Origin of the sequence: Methylobacterium sp. J-076, assembly GCF_022829405.1 — a bacterium.
Taxonomy (GTDB): domain Bacteria; phylum Pseudomonadota; class Alphaproteobacteria; order Rhizobiales; family Beijerinckiaceae; genus Methylobacterium.
Window position 1 is genome coordinate 1 of the sequence record NZ_JAKSXW010000033.1, and the last position, 19829, is coordinate 19829.

Genomic DNA, 19829 nt, shown 5'->3' on the forward strand with positions numbered 1-19829 from the left:
CTGATCGTGCCGGTGGCGATGGAAGAGAAGCTGCGCTTCGCCATCCGCGAGGGCGGCCGCACCGTCGGCGCCGGCGTCGTCGCCGCCATCAACGACTGAGCCCACACCACCAGAACCTGAAGGGAGCGGCGGGGATCCGCCGCTCCCACCCTCCGGCCTCGTCCAGGGCCGGGACGACCCGATGCAGTGTGGGGGTGGCCCCGCCGGGATGCGCTGTCGCCTCGCTGGGACGCCCCACCTCCTCGGACACCGCCGACGCGGTGCCCCCGAATCGGGTTCGGGACGGGCCGAACGCCCTCGACTTCGGACAAGGCCGGCTCGCGCCGGCCTTTTCCTTTTCCGGCTGCGCCGATGTCGCCCGGAGCCCCTTGCATCCGCGATGCGGTTGCGGCATGGAGCGGACGTGCCGCGCGAGCGGCGCACACAGGAGTGTAGCTCAACTGGTCAGAGCGCCGGTCTCCAAAACCGGAGGTTGCGGGTTCGAGTCCCTCCACTCCTGCCAGTCCGGCCCGCCTGCTGCTCCGCGGTCGACAAGTCCCACGACTTGCGCTAGAGCGGCTTCGATCCGAGATCTGAAACGACCGTCGGTGCGGGCTCGAAAGGCCCTCGGCGCCGGGCGTTCGCGTTTCCGAACGCGGCCGAAAGGCACGTATCCGTCAACGAATCTGGCGCCATGGCATCGAACGAAGCGACGAAGAAGGTGGACCTCGCCCGCGGTACGAACCGCAGCCGCGATGTCGCGCCGCCGGCCCGTCAGGCTCCGCCGGCCAAGGTGCCTCAGAAGCGCGTCGGCCCCGGCGAGTTTCTGTCCCAGGTGCGCGACGAGGGTCGCAAGGTCACGTGGCCGTCCCGCAAGGAGACGACCATCACCACCGTGATGGTGTTCATCATGGTGGTCGTGACCAGCCTGTTCTTCACCGTGGTCGATCAGGCCATGCGCTACATCGTCGGCCTGATCCTCGGGCTCTGAGGGGCATTACGCCCCGGACTTCATCGGAGTTGAGCGAAAGCCGTGTCCAAGCGCTGGTACATCGTCCACGCCTATTCGAATTTCGAGAACAAGGTCGCCCAGTCCATCAAGGACCAGGCCGCTCAGCGCGGCCTGACCGACCTGTTCGACGAGGTGATGGTGCCGACCGAGAAGGTCGTCGAGGTTCGCCGCGGCCGTAAGGTCGATGCCGAGCGCAAGTTCTTCCCGGGCTACGTGCTGGTGAAGTGCGACCTGACGGACGAGGTCTACCACCTCATCAAGAACACGCCGAAGGTCACGGGCTTCCTCGGCGCCGACAAGTCGAAGCCGGTGCCGATCCCCGATGCCGAGGCCGAGCGCATCAAGGGCCAGGTCGCCGAGGGTGTCGACCGGCCCAAGCCCTCGATCTCCTTCGAGATCGGCGAGATCGTCCGCGTGGCGGACGGCCCGTTCGCGAGCTTCAACGGCACCGTCGAGGAAATCGACGATGCCCGTTCCCGCCTGAAGGTGGCCGTGTCGATCTTCGGCCGCGCCACGCCGGTGGAACTGGAATACGCCCAGGTCGAGAAGGCCTGAGTGTAGGAAGCGGATAGGGAGTAGCGAATAGCGAATAGTGGGTGCCGCGCATGGCGGCGACCCGCGTGGCAGGCACGACCGCCCTATTCGCTATTCGCTACTCCCTATTCGCCCAACCCCCCGCGGGAGATCCGCCCGGCCTCGCCTCCGGGAGCTTCGGATCGCACCGCGACCTGCAACCGTCCGACCCGCCGCGCCTCGGCAGCGTGGGGGCGGATGAACATTGGGAGCAGTCCCTATGGCGAAGAAGATCACGGGTTACGTGAAGCTTCAGGTTCCGGCCGGCGCCGCCAACCCGTCGCCGCCGATCGGCCCCGCGCTCGGTCAGCGCGGCCTCAACATCATGGAATTCTGCAAGGCCTTCAACGCGAAGACCGCGCAGATGGAGAAGGGCACCCCGATCCCGGTGATCATCACCGCGTATCAGGACCGCTCCTTCACCTTCGAGATGAAGCAGCCCCCGGTCACCTTCTTCCTGAAGAAGGCGGTGGGCCTGAAGATCGGCAAGAAGCCGGCCTCCGGCTCCAAGACTCCGGGCAAGGGCCCGACCGTCGGCAAGATCACCGAGGCGCAGCTTCGCGAGATCGCCGAGAAGAAGATGCCCGACCTCAACTGCGACTCCGTCGATGCAGCGGTCGCCATGATCCGGGGTTCCGCCCGGGCCATGGGCCTCGAAATCACGGCCTGAGGAGGGACACATGGCACGCGAAGGAAAGCGCATCCGCGCCGCCCGCGAGGGCCTGGAGCCGACCAAGCTCTACTCGATCGCCGACGCGATCGCGCTCGTGAAGGAGCGGGCGACCGCGAAGTTCGACGAGACCGTCGAGGTCTCCATGAACCTCGGCGTCGATCCGCGCCACGCCGACCAGATGGTCCGCGGCGTCTGCAACCTGCCGAACGGCTCCGGCCGGACGGTCCGCGTGGCGGTCTTCGCCCGCGGCGCCAAGGCGGATGACGCCCGGGCGGCCGGGGCCGACATCGTCGGCGCCGAGGATCTCCTGGAGATCGTCCAGGGCGGCAAGATCGACTTCGATCGTTGCATCGCCACCCCGGACATGATGCCGCTCGTCGGCCGTCTCGGTAAGGTGCTGGGCCCGCGCGGCCTGATGCCGAACCCGAAGGTCGGCACCGTCACCATGGACGTGAAGGGCGCCGTCGCCGGCGCCAAGGGCGGCTCGGTGGAGTTCCGCGTCGAGAAGGCCGGCATCGTCCATGCCGGCGTCGGCAAGGTCTCGTTCGATGCCGACAAGCTCGTCGAGAACATCAAGGCCTTCGCCGACGCGGTCGCCAAGGCGAAGCCCGCGGGTGCCAAGGGCACCTACGTCCAGCGCATCGCCGTCACCTCGACGATGGGCCCGGGCGTCAAGGTCGAGCCGAACACGGTCCTGACCGCCTGATCTACCGCGACGGTCCTGCGACCTAGCGAAGCGCCCGGCCGGAAACGGCCGGGCGTCTTGCGTTTGGCGGGCGATGCGCCGTGTTCGCAATCGCACCATTGTTGATTGCGGAGGGGGGCGCCCTCGCGCGGAGCTGTGCTAGATAAGCCCTCATGCGCAGCACCGTCTCCGTCACCACCCGTCGACGCATCCTCTGCGTCTTCCCCGCCTACACGCCGTCCTTCGGCACGTTCTCCCACGCCTATCCATTGATGGGCGGGGTGAAGGCGTTCATGCCGCCCCAGGGGCTCCTCGTCATCGCGGCCTACATGCCCGAGACCTGGGAGTGCCGCTTCATCGATGAGAACATCAAGCGCGCCACGCCCGCCGAATTCGCCTGGGCGGACGCGGTCTTCGTGTCCGGGATGCACATCCAGGAAGGCCAGATCCACGACATCTGCGCCCGCGCCCACGCGGCGGGCAAGCTCGCCGTGCTCGGTGGCCCCTCGGTGTCCGGTGCGCCGGAGAAGTACCCCGATTTCGATTGCCTGCATGTGGGCGAGATCGGCGACGCCACCGACCGGCTGATCACCCGCCTCGACGCCGACCTCACCCGCCCGGCGGCGCAGGAGACCTACGAGACCGGCGACCGCCTCGCCCTGGCCGACTTCCCGACTCCGGCCTACGAGGCCGTGCCGCTGAAGCGCTACCTGATCGGCTCGCTTCAGTTCTCGTCCGGCTGCCCCTACCGCTGCGAGTTCTGCGACATCCCGCAGCTCTACGGGCGCCAGCCGCGCCTCAAGACCCCGGAGCAGCTCTGCGGCGAGCTCGACGCCATCGTCAGCCAGCCGGGCCACCCGGCGGTGGTCTATTTCGTGGACGACAACTTCATCGGCAACCGCAAGGCGACGCGCGAGATGCTGCCGGTGCTGGTGGAGTGGCAGAAGCGGAACAACTACCCGCTCCAGTTCGCCTGCGAGGCGACCCTCAACATGGCCAAGCAGCCCGAGATCCTCGAGCTGATGCGGCAGGCCAACTTCATGACCGTCTTCGTCGGCATCGAGACGCCGGAGGCCGATGCCTTGAAGGGTATCGACAAGACCCACAACGCCGCCGTGCCGATGTACGAGGCGATCTCGATCCTGAACTCCTACGGGCTCGAGGTGACGTCGGGCATCATCCTCGGCCTCGACACGGATTCGGACAAGTCCGAGCAGAACCTGATCGACTTCATCGACAAGTCGGCCATCCCGGTGCTGACCATCAACCTGCTCCAGGCCCTGCCGAAGACGCCCCTGTGGGACCGGCTGGAGAAGGAGAATCGGCTGATCCACGACGCCGCCCTCGAATCGAACGTCCTGTTCAAGCGCCCGCACGATTCGGTGGTGGCGAGCTGGCGCCGGGCGATCGCCCACGCCTACGGGCCCGAGAACCTGTTCGAACGCTTTAAGCACCAGTGCGAGACGACCTACCCCCACCGGATCAAGACGCCCACGGCCGGCAAGCTCACCTTCACCAACCTGCGCCGGGGGCTGATCCTCGGCTTCAACATCATCACCCGGGTCGGGCTGTTCTCCGACTATCGCGGCCCGTTCTGGCGGGCGGCGGGCTACGCCCTGCGCCGGGGGCAGATCGAGGCGGTGTTCAACATGGGCTTCGTCGCCCACCACCTCATCCGCTTCACCCGCGAGGCCCTGCGCGGCGAGCACAACGCCTCGTTCTACGCGGCCAAGGCCGCCGAGGCGCAGGAAGCGCAGGAGCGGAGCTGGTGGGAGAACGCCCGCCGCCGATTCGTGCCCGAGCGCGAGGCGGCCTAGGCCGTCCTCGTTCGAGCCAGCTGTTGCGGAAGGATTCGGGGAAGGACCGAAATCATCCCCCTGCAGGACCTTCACCCACGCCGTCATCGCGGGCGCAGCGAAGCGATCCGGGGAAGCGCCACATCGACCGGCGTTCCGCCTGCCCGGATTGCCTCGCCGCGTTCGCAATGGCGGCGGCGGCTCTCGTGGGGATTGCGACCGGCGGTTGCGTTTGCTCTCGCAAAGTCATTCACAAGTCGTGTGGATAAGTCTCTGCCACTACGAGAGCTGCGCCTTCCTGCGGAAAAGCGCTCCGCCAGCATCGCGACTGGCGTGACAATGTGAGACTCCGGTCCTAAGCTTGACCGGTCAGACGATCATCTTCCGATGCGACGGCTCCGGGGCAACGGGGCCTGTGGCGGAGCTAGCCGGCCGCCGCCTGAGAGCAGGCATGTCGGAGGGGGTGAGGGATTTGATCGGGTTTCCGCTGATGGTGACGTTCACCGTCGCGAAAACGCGAGATGGGTGGCGGTTCGCCATCCATCTCGCACTGATGATCTAGCCCGGATCGTCTGATAAGAGGGCTCGCGGGTTGCGCCCCGCGGGCCCTCGCCAAGGAAGATATCCCCTTCGCGGGAAAAAGCAAAGCCGCTCCCGCTGGCTTGTCCCCGGGCCTGGGGAGGCGAGTGACGGCCTGAGCGCGTGCCAGCCGTTCGCGCGGTTGCTCCTTGCCTGCGGCGGAAAAGTCGCGCTGTGGCCCTTGGCAGGCGGCTTGCTAGGATCTATAAGCCGCGCCTCACGCTATTCACATCTTGAAGGGATACGGCCGATCGGCCGGTTTCCGTTTGAAATGTCGTCCGGGCAACCGGACGTCACTGGCCGGCGGGATCCAAGGGGCGATGAGCCTGGCGGAACCCAGTCCGGCTATGTCCTGTCCGAGACTGCAGGCGCCGGTTCTCCGGCTTAATCCGCCCAGCCTGCACAGACGGGGATGACCGACGTTTTACGACAGCCGCGCCAGGGCTTCGGCCAAGGCGGGCAATCGGTTTGAACCAACTCACCCGCAGGGCTCCGGAAGGGGACCGTCGGGGACAGGGCCGCGAAGCGTCGTTCGGACGTTCCCGGTCTTTCGCGAGGCCGAGCGTGTCCGGACGGCAAGTGCAACCGGCGGAGCCGATTCCCGGTTCCGCCAACCGGAGAGAGCCCAGTGGACAGGACAGCAAAGGCTGATCTCGTCTCGACGCTCAACGGCGTGTTCAATCAGAGCGCCGTCGTCGTCGTGGCCCACTACAAGGGCCTCACGGTCGCCGACATGCAGAAGCTGCGTTCGCAGATGAAGCAGGCCGGCGCCACCGTGAAGGTCGCCAAGAACAGCCTCGCCGGCATCGCTCTGGAAGGCACTGACGTCGCCTCCATCAAGCCGCTCCTGAAGGGCCCGACCCTGCTCGCCTATTCGGGCGATCCGGTCGCCGCCGCCAAGGTCGCGGTCGACTTCTCCAAGACCAACGACAAGCTCGTGATCCTTGGCGGAGCGATGGGAACGACCACCCTGAACCCCGATGGCGTGAAGGCGCTCGCCGCCCTTCCGTCCCTCGACGAACTGCGCGCCAAGCTCGTGGGCCTCATCCAGGCTCCCGCGACCAAGATCGCTCAGCTCAGCACGGCGCCGGCTGCCAAGCTCGCCCGCGTGTTCGGGGCCTATGCCAAGAAGGACGAGGCCGCCTGAGGCCCCTTCAAATCCAACTCGTTCGAACCGATATCCTGAAAGGAAACGAACATGGCTGATCTCGCCAAGATCGTCGACGACCTCTCCTCGCTGACCGTGCTCGAGGCCGCTGAGCTTGCCAAGATGCTCGAAGAGAAGTGGGGCGTTTCGGCCGCCGCTGCCGTGGCCGTGGCCGCCGGCCCGGCCGCCGGTGGCGCCGCCGCCGCCGTCGAGGAGCAGACCGAGTTCACGGTCATCCTGGCCGGCGCCGGCGACAAGAAGATCGAGGTCATCAAGGAGGTCCGCGCGATCACCGGCCTCGGCCTCAAGGAAGCCAAGGACCTGGTCGAGGGTGCCCCGAAGCCGGTCAAGGAAGGCGTGTCCAAGGACGACGCCGCCAAGCTCAAGGCCCAGCTCGAGAAGGCTGGCGCCAAGGTCGAGCTCAAGTAAGACGGCGGTGGGCCGGCAGCGGCCCATCCATCCCCGGCGGTCCGCACAGGGCTGACCGGGACCGGAGCCCGCGGGTGTTCGCACCCGCGGGCTAAGGTCGCTTCGGGCGACTGGTAGGCCCTGGAACGGGCCCGGCGGAATTCAGGACGGGTGGCGCGGTCCGGCGGGGCGCGCGTCACGGCTACGGTGCGGGAGCCTTGCGCTTCCCCGGGCAACGGGCACGCGGAATGGAGCGAGGTCACATGGCCAACACGCCGGTCGGTCGCAAGCGCATTCGGAAGTTCTTCGGCAAGATCAAGGAAGTGGCCCAGATGCCGAACCTCATCGAGGTTCAGAAGGCATCCTACGACCAGTTCCTCATGGTCGATGAGCCGGAGGGCGGCCGCGCCGAAGAGGGCCTCCAGAGCGTGTTCAAGTCGGTCTTCCCGATTTCGGACTTCGCCGCGACGGCCCTGCTCGAGTTCGTCCGCTACACGTTCGAGCCGCCGAAGTACGACGTGGACGAGTGCCGCCAGCGCGGCATCACCTTCGCGGCGCCGCTGAAGGTGACGCTCCGCCTCATCGTGTTCGATGTCGATCCGGACACCCAGGCGAAGTCGGTCAAGGACATCAAGGAGCAGGACGTCTACATGGGCGACATGCCCCTGATGACGGAGAACGGCACCTTCATCGTCAACGGCACCGAGCGCGTCATCGTCTCGCAGATGCACCGGTCGCCGGGCGTGTTCTTCGACCACGACAAGGGCAAGACCCACTCCTCGGGCAAGCTCCTGTTCGCGGCGCGCATCATCCCGTACCGCGGCTCGTGGCTCGACGTGGAGTTCGACGCCAAGGACATCGTGCACGTCCGCATCGACCGGAAGCGCAAGCTGCCGGTGACGTCGCTGCTCTATGCCCTGGGCCTCGACGGGGAAGAGATCCTCTCGACCTTCTACAACCGCGTGGCCTACGACCGCGACGGCGCCGACTGGCGCGTGCCGTTCGATGCCGAGCGCATGAAGGGCATGAAGGCCACCACCGACCTGATCGACGCCGAGTCCGGCGAGGTCGTGCTGGACGCGGGCAAGAAGCTCAACGCCCGCAACGCCCGCCAGATCACCGACAAGGGCGTCAAGTTCCTCAAGGCGACCGACGAGGATCTCGTCAGCCAGTACATCGCCGAAGACCTCGTCAACATGAAGACGGGCGAGATCTGGGCCGAGGCCGGTGAGGAGATCACCGAGAAGCTGCTCAAGTCCCTGGACGACGTGGGGATCACCGAGCTGCCGGTGCTCGACATCGACCACGTCAACATCGGCCCGTACATCCGAAACACCCTGGCGGTGGACAAGAACTCGGCCCGCGAGGGCGCGCTGTTCGACATCTACCGGGTGATGCGGCCGGGCGAGCCGCCGACGCTCGACACCGCCGAGGCGATGTTCCACTCGCTGTTCTTCGATTCCGAGCGCTACGACCTCTCGGCGGTCGGCCGCGTGAAGATGAACATGCGCCTCGACCTCGACGCCGCCGACACGGTGCGCACCCTCCGCAAGGAGGACATGCTGGCCGTGGTGAAGGCGCTGGTGGAGCTGCGCGACGGCAAGGGCGAGATCGACGACATCGACCACCTCGGCAACCGCCGGGTGCGCTCGGTGGGCGAGCTCATGGAGAACCAGTACCGTCTGGGCCTGCTCCGCATGGAGCGCGCCATCCGCGAGCGCATGAGCCAGGTCGATATCGACACGGTGATGCCGCAGGACCTGATCAACGCGAAGCCCGCCGCGGCGGCGGTGCGCGAGTTCTTCGGCTCGTCGCAGCTCTCGCAGTTCATGGACCAGACCAACCCGCTCTCCGAGGTGACGCACAAGCGCCGCCTGTCGGCCCTCGGCCCGGGCGGCCTGACCCGCGAGCGCGCCGGCTTCGAGGTGCGCGACGTGCACCCGACCCATTACGGCCGCATCTGCCCGATCGAGACGCCGGAAGGCCCGAACATCGGCCTGATCAACTCGCTGGCGACCTTCGCCCGCGTGAACAAGTACGGCTTCATCGAGACCCCCTTCCGCCGCGTGCGCGACGGCGTGGTGACGGATGAGGTCGCCTACCTCTCGGCGATGGAGGAGGCGAAATACTACGTCGCCCAGGCCAACGCTCAGATGGACGAGGCCCGCAAGCTCACGGAAGACCTCGTGGTCTGCCGCCGGGCGGGCGAGGTGATCGTCGTCGGCCCCGAGCGGGTCGACCTGATGGACGTGTCGCCGAAGCAGCTCGTGTCGGTCGCCGCGGCGCTCATCCCGTTCCTCGAGAACGACGACGCCAACCGCGCCCTCATGGGCTCGAACATGCAGCGCCAGGCGGTGCCGCTGGTCCGTGCCGACGCCCCGTTCGTGGGCACCGGCATGGAAGCGGTCGTCGCCCGGGATTCCGGCGCGGCCATCGCGGCGCGGCGCTCCGGCATCGTCGATCAGGTGGACGCCACCCGTATCGTCATCCGGGCCACCGAGGAGGCCGACGCCAACAAGCCGGGCGTCGACATCTACCGCCTGCAGAAGTTCCAGCGCTCCAACCAGTCGACCTGCATCACGCAGAAGCCGCTGGTGCGCGTGGGCGAGCCGGTGCGGAAGGGCGAGATCATCGCCGACGGTCCCTCGACCGAGTTCGGTGAGCTGGCGCTCGGCCGGAACGTGCTCGTCGCGTTCATGCCGTGGAACGGCTACAACTTCGAGGACTCGATCCTGCTCTCCGAGCGGATCGTGAAGGATGACGTGTTCACCTCGATCCACATCGAGGAGTTCGAGGTGATGGCCCGCGACACCAAGCTCGGGCCGGAGGAAATCACCCGCGACATCCCGAACGTCTCGGAAGAGGCGCTCAAGAACCTCGATGAGGCCGGCATCGTCTACATCGGCGCCGAGGTCCACGCGGGCGACATCCTCGTCGGCAAGATCACGCCGAAGGGCGAGAGCCCGATGACGCCGGAGGAGAAGCTCCTCCGCGCCATCTTCGGCGAGAAGGCCTCCGACGTCCGCGACACGTCGCTCCGCGTCCCCCCGGGCGTCACGGGCACGATCGTGGAAGTGCGCGTCTTCAACCGGCATGGCGTCGACAAGGACGAGCGCGCCCAGGCGATCGAGCGCGAGGAGATCGAGCGGCTCGCCAAGGACCGTGACGACGAGCAGGCGATCCTCGACCGGAACACCTACGCCCGCCTCGCGGACGTGCTGATCGGTCAGGCGCCGGTGGCCGGGCCCAAGGGCTTCAAGAAGGACACGACGCTCACCCGTGAGCTGATCAACGACTACCCCCGCTCGCAGTGGTGGCAGTTCGCCGTCGTCGAAGACCGTCTCATGACCGAGATGGAGGCGATGCAGAAGCAGTACGACGAGTCGAAGAAGCGCCTGGAGCAGCGCTTCCTCGACAAGGTCGAGAAGCTGCAGCGCGGCGACGAGCTGCCCCCCGGCGTCATGAAGATGGTCAAGGTCTTCGTGGCGGTGAAGCGCAAGATCCAGCCGGGCGACAAGATGGCTGGCCGTCACGGCAACAAGGGTGTCGTGTCGCGGATCGTGCCGATCGAGGACATGCCGTTCCTGGAGGACGGGACGCATGCCGACATCGTGCTCAACCCGCTGGGCGTGCCCTCGCGCATGAACGTCGGGCAGATCCTGGAGACGCACCTCGGTTGGGCGGCTGCGGGACTCGGTCGCAAGGTCGCGAAGGCGGTCGATGCCTATCTGAAGAACCAGGACATCACGCCGCTCCGGGCGGAGATGGAGTCCATCTACTCCCCCTCCGAGCTGGAGGGGTTGTCGGACGAGGATCTGGTGGAGGCCGGCAACAACGTCCGCCGCGGTGTGCCGATGGCCACCCCGGTGTTCAACGGTGCCAAGGAGGCCGACATCGAGCAGATGCTGGAGATGGCCGGGCTGGACCGCTCGGCGCAGTCGACGCTCTACGACGGGCGGACCGGCGAGCCCTTCGACCGCAAGGTCACGATGGGCTACATCTACATGCTGAAGCTGCACCACCTCGTGGACGACAAGATCCACGCCCGGTCGATCGGCCCGTACTCCCTCGTCACCCAGCAGCCGCTGGGCGGTAAGGCTCAGTTCGGCGGTCAGCGCTTCGGCGAGATGGAGGTCTGGGCGCTGGAGGCCTACGGCGCGGCCTACACCCTGCAGGAGATGCTCACCGTCAAGTCGGACGACGTGGCCGGCCGCACCAAGGTCTACGAGGCCATCGTGCGCGGCGACGACACGTTCGAGGCGGGCATCCCCGAGTCGTTCAACGTGCTCGTCAAGGAGATGCGCTCGCTCGGCCTCAACGTCGAGCTCACCTCCTCGAAGAAGGCGGCGAACGACGAGCTCGAGCCGCCCGCCGACGCGGCCGAGTAGACGGCGAAACCACCTCCCCTGGCGGCGTCCGCGCCGCCAGGGTCGAGCGGGGAGGGGAGGAGCCTCCGACGCGATTGCGGCCAGCTGAGTCCGGAAGGGCTCGGCGCCGGACCTTTTTCTGAGACGCGGCGGCCCGGCCCGGGGCCAACGGCGTCGAGCCAAGGAGCGGATCATGAACCAAGAGGTCATGAACCTATTCAACCAGCAGCCGCAGCCGGTCAGCTTCGACCAGATCAAGATCTCGATCTCGTCCCCGGAGAAGATTCTCTCCTGGTCCTACGGTGAGATCAAGAAGCCCGAGACGATCAACTACCGGACCTTCAAGCCCGAGCGCGACGGCCTGTTCTGCGCGCGGATCTTCGGGCCGATTAAGGACTACGAGTGCTTGTGCGGCAAGTACAAGCGGATGAAGTACAAGGGCGTCATCTGTGAGAAGTGCGGCGTCGAGGTGACTCTGGCGCGTGTCCGGCGCGACCGCATGGGCCATATCGAGCTGGCCGCCCCGGTCGCCCATATCTGGTTCCTGAAGTCGCTGCCCTCGCGCATCGGCCTCCTGCTCGACATGGCCCTCAAGGACCTGGAGCGGATCCTCTACTTCGAGTCCTACTGCGTCATCGAGCCGGGCCTCACCCCCCTGAAGGAGCGTCAGCTCCTGTCGGAGGAGGAGTACCTGCGCGCCCAGGAGGAGTACGGCGAGGACAGCTTCACCGCCATGATCGGCGCCGAGGCGATCCGCCGGATCCTCCAGGAACTCGACCTCGACAGAATCGCCAACGACCTCCGCGAGGAGATAGCGGTCACCACCTCCGAGCTGAAGCCGAAGAAGCTGCTGAAGCGCCTCAAGATCATCGAGGCGTTCCAGATGTCCGGCAACAAGCCGGAGTGGATGATCCTGACGGTCATCCCCGTCATCCCGCCGGACCTGCGCCCGCTGGTGCCGCTGGATGGCGGCCGCTTCGCCACGTCCGATCTGAACGACCTGTACCGCCGCGTCATCAACCGCAACAACCGCCTGAAGCGGCTGATCGAGCTGCGCGCGCCCGACATCATCATCCGCAACGAGAAGCGGATGCTGCAGGAGGCGGTCGATGCCCTGTTCGACAACGGCCGCCGCGGCCGCGTCATCACCGGCGCCAACAAGCGCCCGCTGAAGTCGCTCGCCGACATGCTGAAGGGCAAGCAGGGCCGGTTCCGCCAGAACCTCCTCGGCAAGCGCGTGGACTACTCCGGCCGCTCGGTCATCGTGGTGGGTCCGGAGCTGAAGCTGCACCAGTGCGGCCTGCCGAAGAAGATGGCGCTGGAGCTGTTCAAGCCGTTCATCTACGCGCGCCTCGACGCCAAGGGTTTCTCGGCCACCGTCAAGCAGGCCAAGAAGCTGGTGGAGAAAGAGAAGCCGGAGGTGTGGGACATCCTCGATGAGGTGATCCGCGAACACCCGGTGATGCTGAACCGCGCGCCGACGCTCCACCGCCTCGGCATCCAGGCGTTCGAGCCGAAGCTGATCGAGGGCAAGGCGATCCAGCTGCACCCGCTGGTCTGCGCCGCGTTCAACGCCGACTTCGACGGCGACCAGATGGCCGTGCACGTCCCGCTGTCGCTCGAAGCGCAGCTGGAAGCGCGCGTGCTGATGATGTCGACCAACAACATCCTGCACCCGGCCAACGGCCAGCCGATCATCGTGCCCTCGCAGGACATCGTGCTCGGCCTCTACTACCTGTCGATCGTCGGCGAGGGTCTGCCCGGCGCCTTCGACGGCACCAACAAGCTGAACCCGATGCAGGGTGTCTACGGCAACATCGGCGAGCTGGAGCACGCCCTGGCCGCCGGCGCCGTGAAGCTGCACTCGAAGATCAAGTGGCGCTGGACGGGCATCGGCCCGGACGGGGAATCCCTGACCAAGACCTACGAGACCACCCCCGGCCGCGTGATCCTCTCGGGCGCCCTGCCCAAGCACCGGAAGGTGCCCTTCGACGTCGTCAACAAGCTGATGACCAAGAAGGAGATCTCGGCGATGATCGACACCGTCTACCGCCACTGCGGTCAGAAGGAGTCGGTGATCTTCTGTGACCGGATCATGGGCCTCGGCTTCAACCACGCCTTCAAGGCGGGCATCTCCTTCGGCAAGGACGACATGGTCGTGCCGGAGAACAAGTGGGAGATCGTCGAGGGCACCCGCACGCTCGTGAAGGATTACGAGCAGCAGTACAACGACGGCCTGATCACCCAGGGTGAGAAGTACAACAAGGTCGTGGATGCCTGGGCGAAGTGCTCGGACAAGCTGGCCCAGGAGATGATGGGCCGGATCTCGTCCGTGCAGAAGGACGAGAACGGCGCCGACAAGCAGGTCAACTCGATCTACATGATGAGCCACTCGGGCGCCCGTGGGTCGCCCGCGCAGATGAAGCAGCTCGCGGCCATGCGCGGCCTCATGGCCAAGCCCTCGGGCGAGATCATCGAGACGCCGATCATCTCGAACTTCAAGGAAGGCCTGGACGTGCTGGAGTACTTCAACTCCACGCACGGCGCCCGCAAGGGCCTCGCCGACACCGCCCTGAAGACCGCCAACTCCGGCTACCTGACCCGCCGCCTCGTGGACGTGGCCCAGGACGCGGTGATCCGCGAAGTGGATTGCGGCACCACCAACGGCATCAAGATGCGCGCCATCGTCGATGCCGGCCAGGTGGTGGCGACGCTGGCCACCCGCATCCTCGGCCGGGCCACGGCGGAGGATCTGGTCGCCCAGGACGGCACGGTGATCGTCAAGACCGGCGAGACCATCGAGGAGCGGCACCTGCCGGCGATCAACGCCGCCGGCATCCAGGAGGTGAAGATCCGCTCCGTGCTGGTCTGCGCCACCCGGAGCGGCGTCTGCGCCACCTGCTACGGGCGCGACCTCGCCCGCGGCACGCCCGTCAACATGGGCGAGGCCGTCGGCGTCATCGCGGCGCAGTCGATCGGCGAGCCGGGGACCCAGCTCACCATGCGCACCTTCCACATCGGCGGTGCGGCCCAGATCGCCGACTCGTCCTTCGTCGAGTCGAGCTTCGAGGGCACGATCAAGATCCGCAACCGCGCGATCGCCAAGAACACCGATGGCGACCTGATCGCCACCGGCCGGAACGTGGCGGTGGTCATCGTCGGGTCGGACGGGGTCGAGCGGGCGGTCCACCGCCTGCAATACGGCGCCAAGCTCCGGGTCGATGAGGGCGACAAGATCAAGCGCGGCCAGCGCATCGCCGAGTGGGACCCCTATACCCGTCCGATCCTCACCGAGGTCGACGGCATCGTGGCCTACGAGGACCTCTACGACGGCCAGTCGATGACCGAGACGACCGACGAGTCGACGGGCATTGCCAAGCGCGTCGTGGTGGACTGGCGCGGTTCGGCCCGGACCTCCGACCTGAAGCCCTCGATGGTGGTGGTCGACAAGGACGGGAAGGCCCTGAAGCTGCCGCGCGGCTCGGATGCCCGCTACGCCCTGCCGGTCGATGCCATCATCGGCTTCGATCCGGGTGCCAAGGTGCGGGCCGGCGACATCCTCGCCCGCGTCTCCACCGACTCGGCCAAGACCCGCGACATCACCGGCGGTCTGCCGCGGGTGGCGGAGCTGTTCGAGGCCCGGCGCCCGAAGGACGCGGCGATCATCGCCGAGAAGTCGGGCACCATCGCCTTCGGCCGCGACTACAAGAACAAGCGCCGGCTGACGCTGACGCCGCACGACGGGTCCGAGGCGGTCGAGTACCTGATCCCCAAGGGCAAGCACATCCACCTGCAGGACGGGGACGTGGTCGAGCTCGGCGACTACATCGTCGACGGCAACCCGGCGCCGCACGACATCCTGGCGATCAAGGGCGTGGAGGAGCTCGCCGCCTACCTCGTCAACGAGATCCAGGAGGTCTACCGGCTGCAGGGCGTGTCGATCAACGACAAGCACATCGAGGTGATCGTCCGGCAGATGCTGCAGAAGGTCGAAGTGACCGATGGCGGCGATTCGGACATCCTGTCGGGCGACCAGATCGACCGGACGGAACTCGCGGAGATGAACGAGAAGCTCCTCGGCGAGGGCAAGAAGCCGATCCAGGGCGTCCCGGTGCTCCTCGGCATCACCAAGGCGTCGCTCCAGACGAAGTCGTTCATCTCGGCGGCCTCGTTCCAGGAGACCACCCGGGTGCTCACCGAAGCCGCGGTCAACGGCAAGGTGGATACCCTGGACGGGCTGAAGGAGAACGTGATCGTCGGCTCGCTCATCCCGGCCGGCACCGGTTCGCTCGTCGCCGACATCCGCTCGGTGGCCCGCCGCCGCGACACGATGATCCTGCAGCAGCGCCAGACCGAGAGCGGCATCGACCCGATGGAGGGGCTTCCCCCCGCCGCCGAGTGATCCTCCGGCATATCTGAGACAGGAGAGGGGGCGGCCGAAGGGCCGCCCCTTTTTCGTTTGGACCTCCGCGCGGTCGTCACGCCCTCCCGAGCCCGGGTGTTCCCCCCGGTCGTCCGCCCGTTAACCACCGGTCAACCAACCTGCCCGATAAATTTGTCCAGGGCCACCGGCCGCCGTCATCGGCGGGCCGCGTGGCGGATCTGGCACATCGGAACGGGTCGGCGAGCGTGGCGACGAGACGAGTGCAACGGGAAACGAAGCTGCGCTGGCTGTCGGCGGTGTTCACGCCGTGGATGGCCGGGCTCGGGCTTCTGGTCTCCTTCACCGCGAGCGCGGGCACGGAGAGCACGGTCGGCTCCGGCGTGCTCGGCGCCGCCGACATCCGGCACGCCGTTCCGGCCATGCCCTCCGGCACCGCGCTGATCGGCGCCGCCATGCGGCGGATCGGCGAGGATCCGATGCGGCCGGAGCCCGTGGCCTTCACCCGCGAATCCGGCATGGCGATGCTGTTCGGCGACGTGACCGGGGGTGTCAGCGGCATGATGACGGCGGGCTCCGCCGTGTGGGACGCAGAGGCCGAGCCGGCCGCCGCCTTCACCCCCGTCCCCGACCTCGGCCTGACGACCGGGGCGGGCAGCGCCGCCTCGACGGGCGAGGGCAGCGCCGACCTGACCGGCGACGAGGACGGGCCGCGCCTCGACGGCTCGACCCCGGCGGTGCCGAAGGCGGTCGCCCTGTCCTCCACGACCCCGGCGCCGGCCGACGCGATCCCCGTGGAGATCACGGCGGCGAACCTCGTGATGCCGGACTATCCCCTGCGCAACGGCCTGGACGCCGAGCCCGCCCCCGCGGGCGAGGCCCGCAGCCGCTACGCCGATCTCATCGACCCCGAGGCCGTGGACAAGGAGCAGCGCTGCCTGTCCGAGGCGGTCTATTTCGAGGCCCGCAGCGAGTCCGAGACCGGGCAGGCGGCGGTCGCCCAGGTGGTGCTGAACCGGGTGAAGAGCGGGCTCTATCCGCAGAGCATCTGCGGTGTCGTCTACCAGAACCGCCACCGGTACATGGGGTGCCAGTTCTCCTTCGCCTGCGAGGGGCGCTCCTTGCGGATCTCCGATGCCTCCGCATGGTCGAACGCCACCCGCGTCGCCCGCTCCGTCCTCGAGGGGCGGACCTATGTCGCCGAGGTCGGCGGAGCGACCCACTACCACGCCGACTATGTGCGCCCGGGCTGGTCCCGCCGGATGCGCAAGCTCGACGTGATCGGCCGGCACATCTTCTACGGTCTCAAGCCGGGCCAGACCTGAGCCGCGGAGGCCCGGGCGGATCCCGCCGCCAACGGCGCATGCCGGCCCGGCGGACGGCCGGTGGCGCCGTCATGCGCGTGTTCTTGACCGCTATAGCTCGGCTCGCTACGCCGTATTCGTCGAGTCATTCTCGCCGAATCGGATGGAACGATGTCGAATTCCGTTGGTGTATCGAGCGATGTAGTTTCCGCTTATCGGCAACAGATCGACACGCTGGGGCACGCGTCCGGAGCGACTGACGAATACAAGAGCCAGCTTGAGCAGTGGCTGCAGGCGATCGTCAATCAAATGGGCGCCGACAGCGGCCAAGGTCAGCATTCCGTGACGCCGTCGGCTTCGGCTGACCGGGGTGCCGCGGCACAGGACGCCGCGGTTCAGGGCGCGGCCGCCGGTTCGGCCACCGGAGGCTCTGCCGAGCGAGAGCTTGCCACAACCCCCACAGCCGTTTCCGTCCCGGCCGGCGGCAACGATGTCCAATTGAGCGCGGAGCCGGACGCCCTGCGCCGGCTCGACCCGCTTTTCGCGGAGGCCGCCCGGCGGAGCGGGGCGGACATCACCCTGCTGAAGGCCCAGTGTTGGGCCGAGTCCCGGGGCGATATCGGGGCGACGTCGACCAACGGCGGCAATGGCATGACGGATACGGGGCTGATGCAGGTCAACCCGGGGACCTTCGCCGGCCTGCAGGAGATCCATCCGGAGCTGCGCGGACGCTCCCTCAGCGATCCCGAGACGAATATCGAGGCCGCCGGCTTCCTGATGCATGACCTCGAGCAGAAATTCGGCAGCAAGGACCTCGCCTTGCGCGCCTACAACTCCGGAGACGACGCCGTCGATCTCAAGTCGGGCAATGCCAACACCATCACCAATGGGCTGGGCGATCCGAACTACGTGATGAACGTCAACGCCTTCTACGCCGCCCTGTTGAACGGGCAAGCGCTGCCGGCGTGAGGCGGCGTTCGACCCGGCGGGCCCGTGCGCTGGGATTGGTGCGCCGTCCCACCGGGGCGGGTGGGAGCAGACTTTCCCAAGCTCCCATGGTTCCCGGAAGACCTCGGCGAAGGTTAACGGATGCGGTTTACGCCGGACCGGCGCTAGATATGGAGCTTAATTTTACCTTGATATTCAATACTGGTTGCTGGATGGCTCGGGATACTGCTTTCTCAGCGTGAGGAGGGCGCGGCGATGGTCGCGCCCAGTGTCTCTCACGGGTCGAGGTTTGCAACGATGGCCGCGCCGGTCACCAAGATGTTCATGTTCGCCGCCGCCATGGGCGGCACGCTCCTCGCCGGGCCCGCCATGGCCGGCGGCTGCTATGGCGGGGGTTGCTATCGCTACGCCACGACGCCGCCGGTCTTCGACACAGTGCAGCAGAACGTGCTGGTCCGGCCTCCGCGCACCGTCTACCGCACGGTCCCGCCGGTCTACGACACCGTCGAGGAGCAGGTGATGGTCTCCCCCGGCGGTCGCTTTTGGCAGACGAGCCGCGGCCCCGGCGGCGAGCTGATCGGCTGCTGGGTCGCCACGCCGCCGCGCTTCGCCCTCCGCCGCCGCACGGTGCTGGTGCGTCCCGCCGAGACGGTGCCCGAGACCTACCCGCCGGAATACGCCACGGTCAGCCGGCGGGTGCTGGTGGCCCCGGCCCAGGCGGGCTGGGTGCCGGTGGGCGGCGGCTTCGGGGGATATGGCGGATACGGCGCCCCGCGGGTCGGCTCCCTTCCGGATGCCCTCGGCATCACCGGGGCCAGCTCGGCGGATGTCGGCGTGGGCCTCGGCTTCTCCCGCGGCAGCATCTACGACGGCTACTGAGCGTCGAGCCCCGGAGGCGGGCCCGGATCGGGGATCCGGGCCCGCCTTGATTCCCGGGCCGCGCGGCGTACCTCCCGCTGAAAGAGCGGAGGAGCGAGGCGATGGGCGCGTTCAAGGCGTGGGTGGTCGAGAAGACCGAGTCCGGGCAGAGCCTTTCCTTCCGCGACTTCGATGACGCCGACCTGATGGACGGCGACGTCACCGTCCGCGTCACCCATTCGACCCTCAACTACAAAGACGGTCTCGCCCTCACGGGTCGCTCGCCGGTGGTGCGCCGCTTCCCGATGATCCCCGGCATCGACTTCGCCGGCACCGTCGAGTCGTCCGGTCATTCCGAGTACAGAGCGGGCGACGCCGTGGTCCTCACGGGCTGGGGCGTCGGCGAGACGCATCTCGGCGCCTATGCGCAGAAGGCCCGGGTGAAGGGAGACTGGCTGGTGCCGCTCCCGGCCGGGCTGTCCCCGGAACAGGCGATGGCGGTGGGCACCGCCGGCTATACGGCGATGCTCTCCCTGATGGCCCTGGACGCGCATGGGATGACGCCCTCCGACGGCCCGGCCCTGGTGACGGGTGCCTCGGGCGGCGTCGGCTCGGTGGCGGTGGCGCTCCTGGCGCGGGCGGGCTGGCACGTCATCGCCTCCACCGGCCGGGCGGGGGAGGGCGACTACCTGAAGGGCCTCGGCGCGGCCGAGATCCTGGACCGGGCCGAACTGGACAAGCCGGGCCGGCCCCTGGGCAAGGAGCGCTGGGCCGCGGCGATCGACGCCGTGGGGTCCACGACGCTCGCCAACGTGCTGGCGATGACCAAGTCCGACGGGGCGGTGGCGGCCTGCGGCCTCGCCCAGGGCATGGACCTGCCGACCTCGGTCGCCCCGTTCATCCTGCGCGGGGTATCCCTGCTCGGCATCAACAGCGTGACGACGCCGCAGAAGAAGCGCCGGGAGGCCTGGGCGCGGATCGCCCGCGAGCTCGACCTCGGCAAGCTCGCGGCGATGACCCGCACGGTCGGCCTGGAGGAGGTCGGCACCCTGGGCGAGGACATCCTCGCCGGCCATGTCCGGGGGCGGACGGTGGTCACGGTCGGTTGAGCGTCATCGC

The 19829-nt window shown here is 67.7% G+C and carries 13 protein-coding genes, 1 tRNA gene and 1 pseudogene; all 15 read left to right on the forward strand.

Features of this window, described 5'->3' with window-relative positions; translation table 11 throughout:
• Positions 1–99, forward strand: a pseudogene (locus tag MKK53_RS01905) (elongation factor Tu); the annotation flags it as partial.
• A 326-nt stretch (positions 100–425) separates the two neighbouring features.
• Positions 426–502 (forward strand) — tRNA-Trp (locus MKK53_RS01910).
• A 171-nt stretch (positions 503–673) separates the two neighbouring features.
• Positions 674–970: a preprotein translocase subunit SecE gene (secE, locus tag MKK53_RS01915; RefSeq protein ID WP_243926350.1), complete on the forward strand. Its 297-nt coding sequence runs from the start codon at positions 674–676 to the stop codon at positions 968–970.
• A gap of 42 nt (positions 971–1012) precedes the next feature.
• Positions 1013–1546 carry a transcription termination/antitermination protein NusG gene (gene nusG, locus MKK53_RS01920; protein WP_243926351.1) on the forward strand — a complete coding sequence of 178 codons (534 nt, stop codon included), beginning with the start codon at positions 1013–1015 and terminating at the stop codon, positions 1544–1546.
• Positions 1547–1784: 238 nt separating this feature from the next.
• Positions 1785–2234 (forward strand): 50S ribosomal protein L11, encoded by a 450-nt coding sequence (rplK, locus tag MKK53_RS01925; protein ID WP_243926353.1) that lies wholly within the window; start codon positions 1785–1787, stop codon positions 2232–2234.
• A gap of 10 nt (positions 2235–2244) precedes the next feature.
• A complete protein-coding gene (rplA, locus tag MKK53_RS01930) occupies positions 2245–2943 on the forward strand; it encodes a 50S ribosomal protein L1 (RefSeq protein ID WP_243926355.1) in 699 nt (232 codons plus the stop codon).
• Positions 2944–3095: 152 nt separating this feature from the next.
• Complete coding sequence (locus tag MKK53_RS01935) at positions 3096–4739, forward strand: B12-binding domain-containing radical SAM protein (RefSeq protein ID WP_243926359.1); 1644 nt, start codon at positions 3096–3098, stop codon at positions 4737–4739.
• 1186 nt (positions 4740–5925) lie between these two features.
• Entirely contained in the window at positions 5926–6444 is a 519-nt protein-coding gene (gene rplJ / locus MKK53_RS01940; RefSeq protein ID WP_243926361.1) for a 50S ribosomal protein L10, read from the forward strand.
• Positions 6445–6495: 51 nt separating this feature from the next.
• On the forward strand, positions 6496–6873 hold the full coding sequence (rplL, locus tag MKK53_RS01945) for a 50S ribosomal protein L7/L12 (RefSeq protein ID WP_243926363.1): 378 nt from the start codon (positions 6496–6498) through the stop codon (positions 6871–6873).
• Positions 6874–7115: 242 nt separating this feature from the next.
• Positions 7116–11240: a DNA-directed RNA polymerase subunit beta gene (rpoB, locus tag MKK53_RS01950; RefSeq protein ID WP_243926365.1), complete on the forward strand. Its 4125-nt coding sequence runs from the start codon at positions 7116–7118 to the stop codon at positions 11238–11240.
• Positions 11241–11412: 172 nt separating this feature from the next.
• Positions 11413–15621, forward strand: coding sequence for a DNA-directed RNA polymerase subunit beta' (gene rpoC / locus MKK53_RS01955; RefSeq protein ID WP_243926367.1), 4209 nt, complete (start codon positions 11413–11415; stop codon positions 15619–15621).
• A gap of 293 nt (positions 15622–15914) precedes the next feature.
• Positions 15915–16925 (forward strand): cell wall hydrolase, encoded by a 1011-nt coding sequence (locus tag MKK53_RS01960; protein WP_243926501.1) that lies wholly within the window; start codon positions 15915–15917, stop codon positions 16923–16925.
• Between the two features lie 150 nt (positions 16926–17075).
• A complete protein-coding gene (locus MKK53_RS01965; protein ID WP_243926369.1) occupies positions 17076–17873 on the forward strand; it encodes a lytic transglycosylase domain-containing protein in 798 nt (265 codons plus the stop codon).
• A gap of 276 nt (positions 17874–18149) precedes the next feature.
• Positions 18150–18731 (forward strand): hypothetical protein, encoded by a 582-nt coding sequence (locus MKK53_RS01970; protein WP_243926371.1) that lies wholly within the window; start codon positions 18150–18152, stop codon positions 18729–18731.
• A gap of 101 nt (positions 18732–18832) precedes the next feature.
• On the forward strand, positions 18833–19819 hold the full coding sequence (locus MKK53_RS01975; RefSeq protein ID WP_243926373.1) for an MDR family oxidoreductase: 987 nt from the start codon (positions 18833–18835) through the stop codon (positions 19817–19819).
• The last annotated feature ends 10 nt before the right edge of the window (positions 19820–19829 follow it).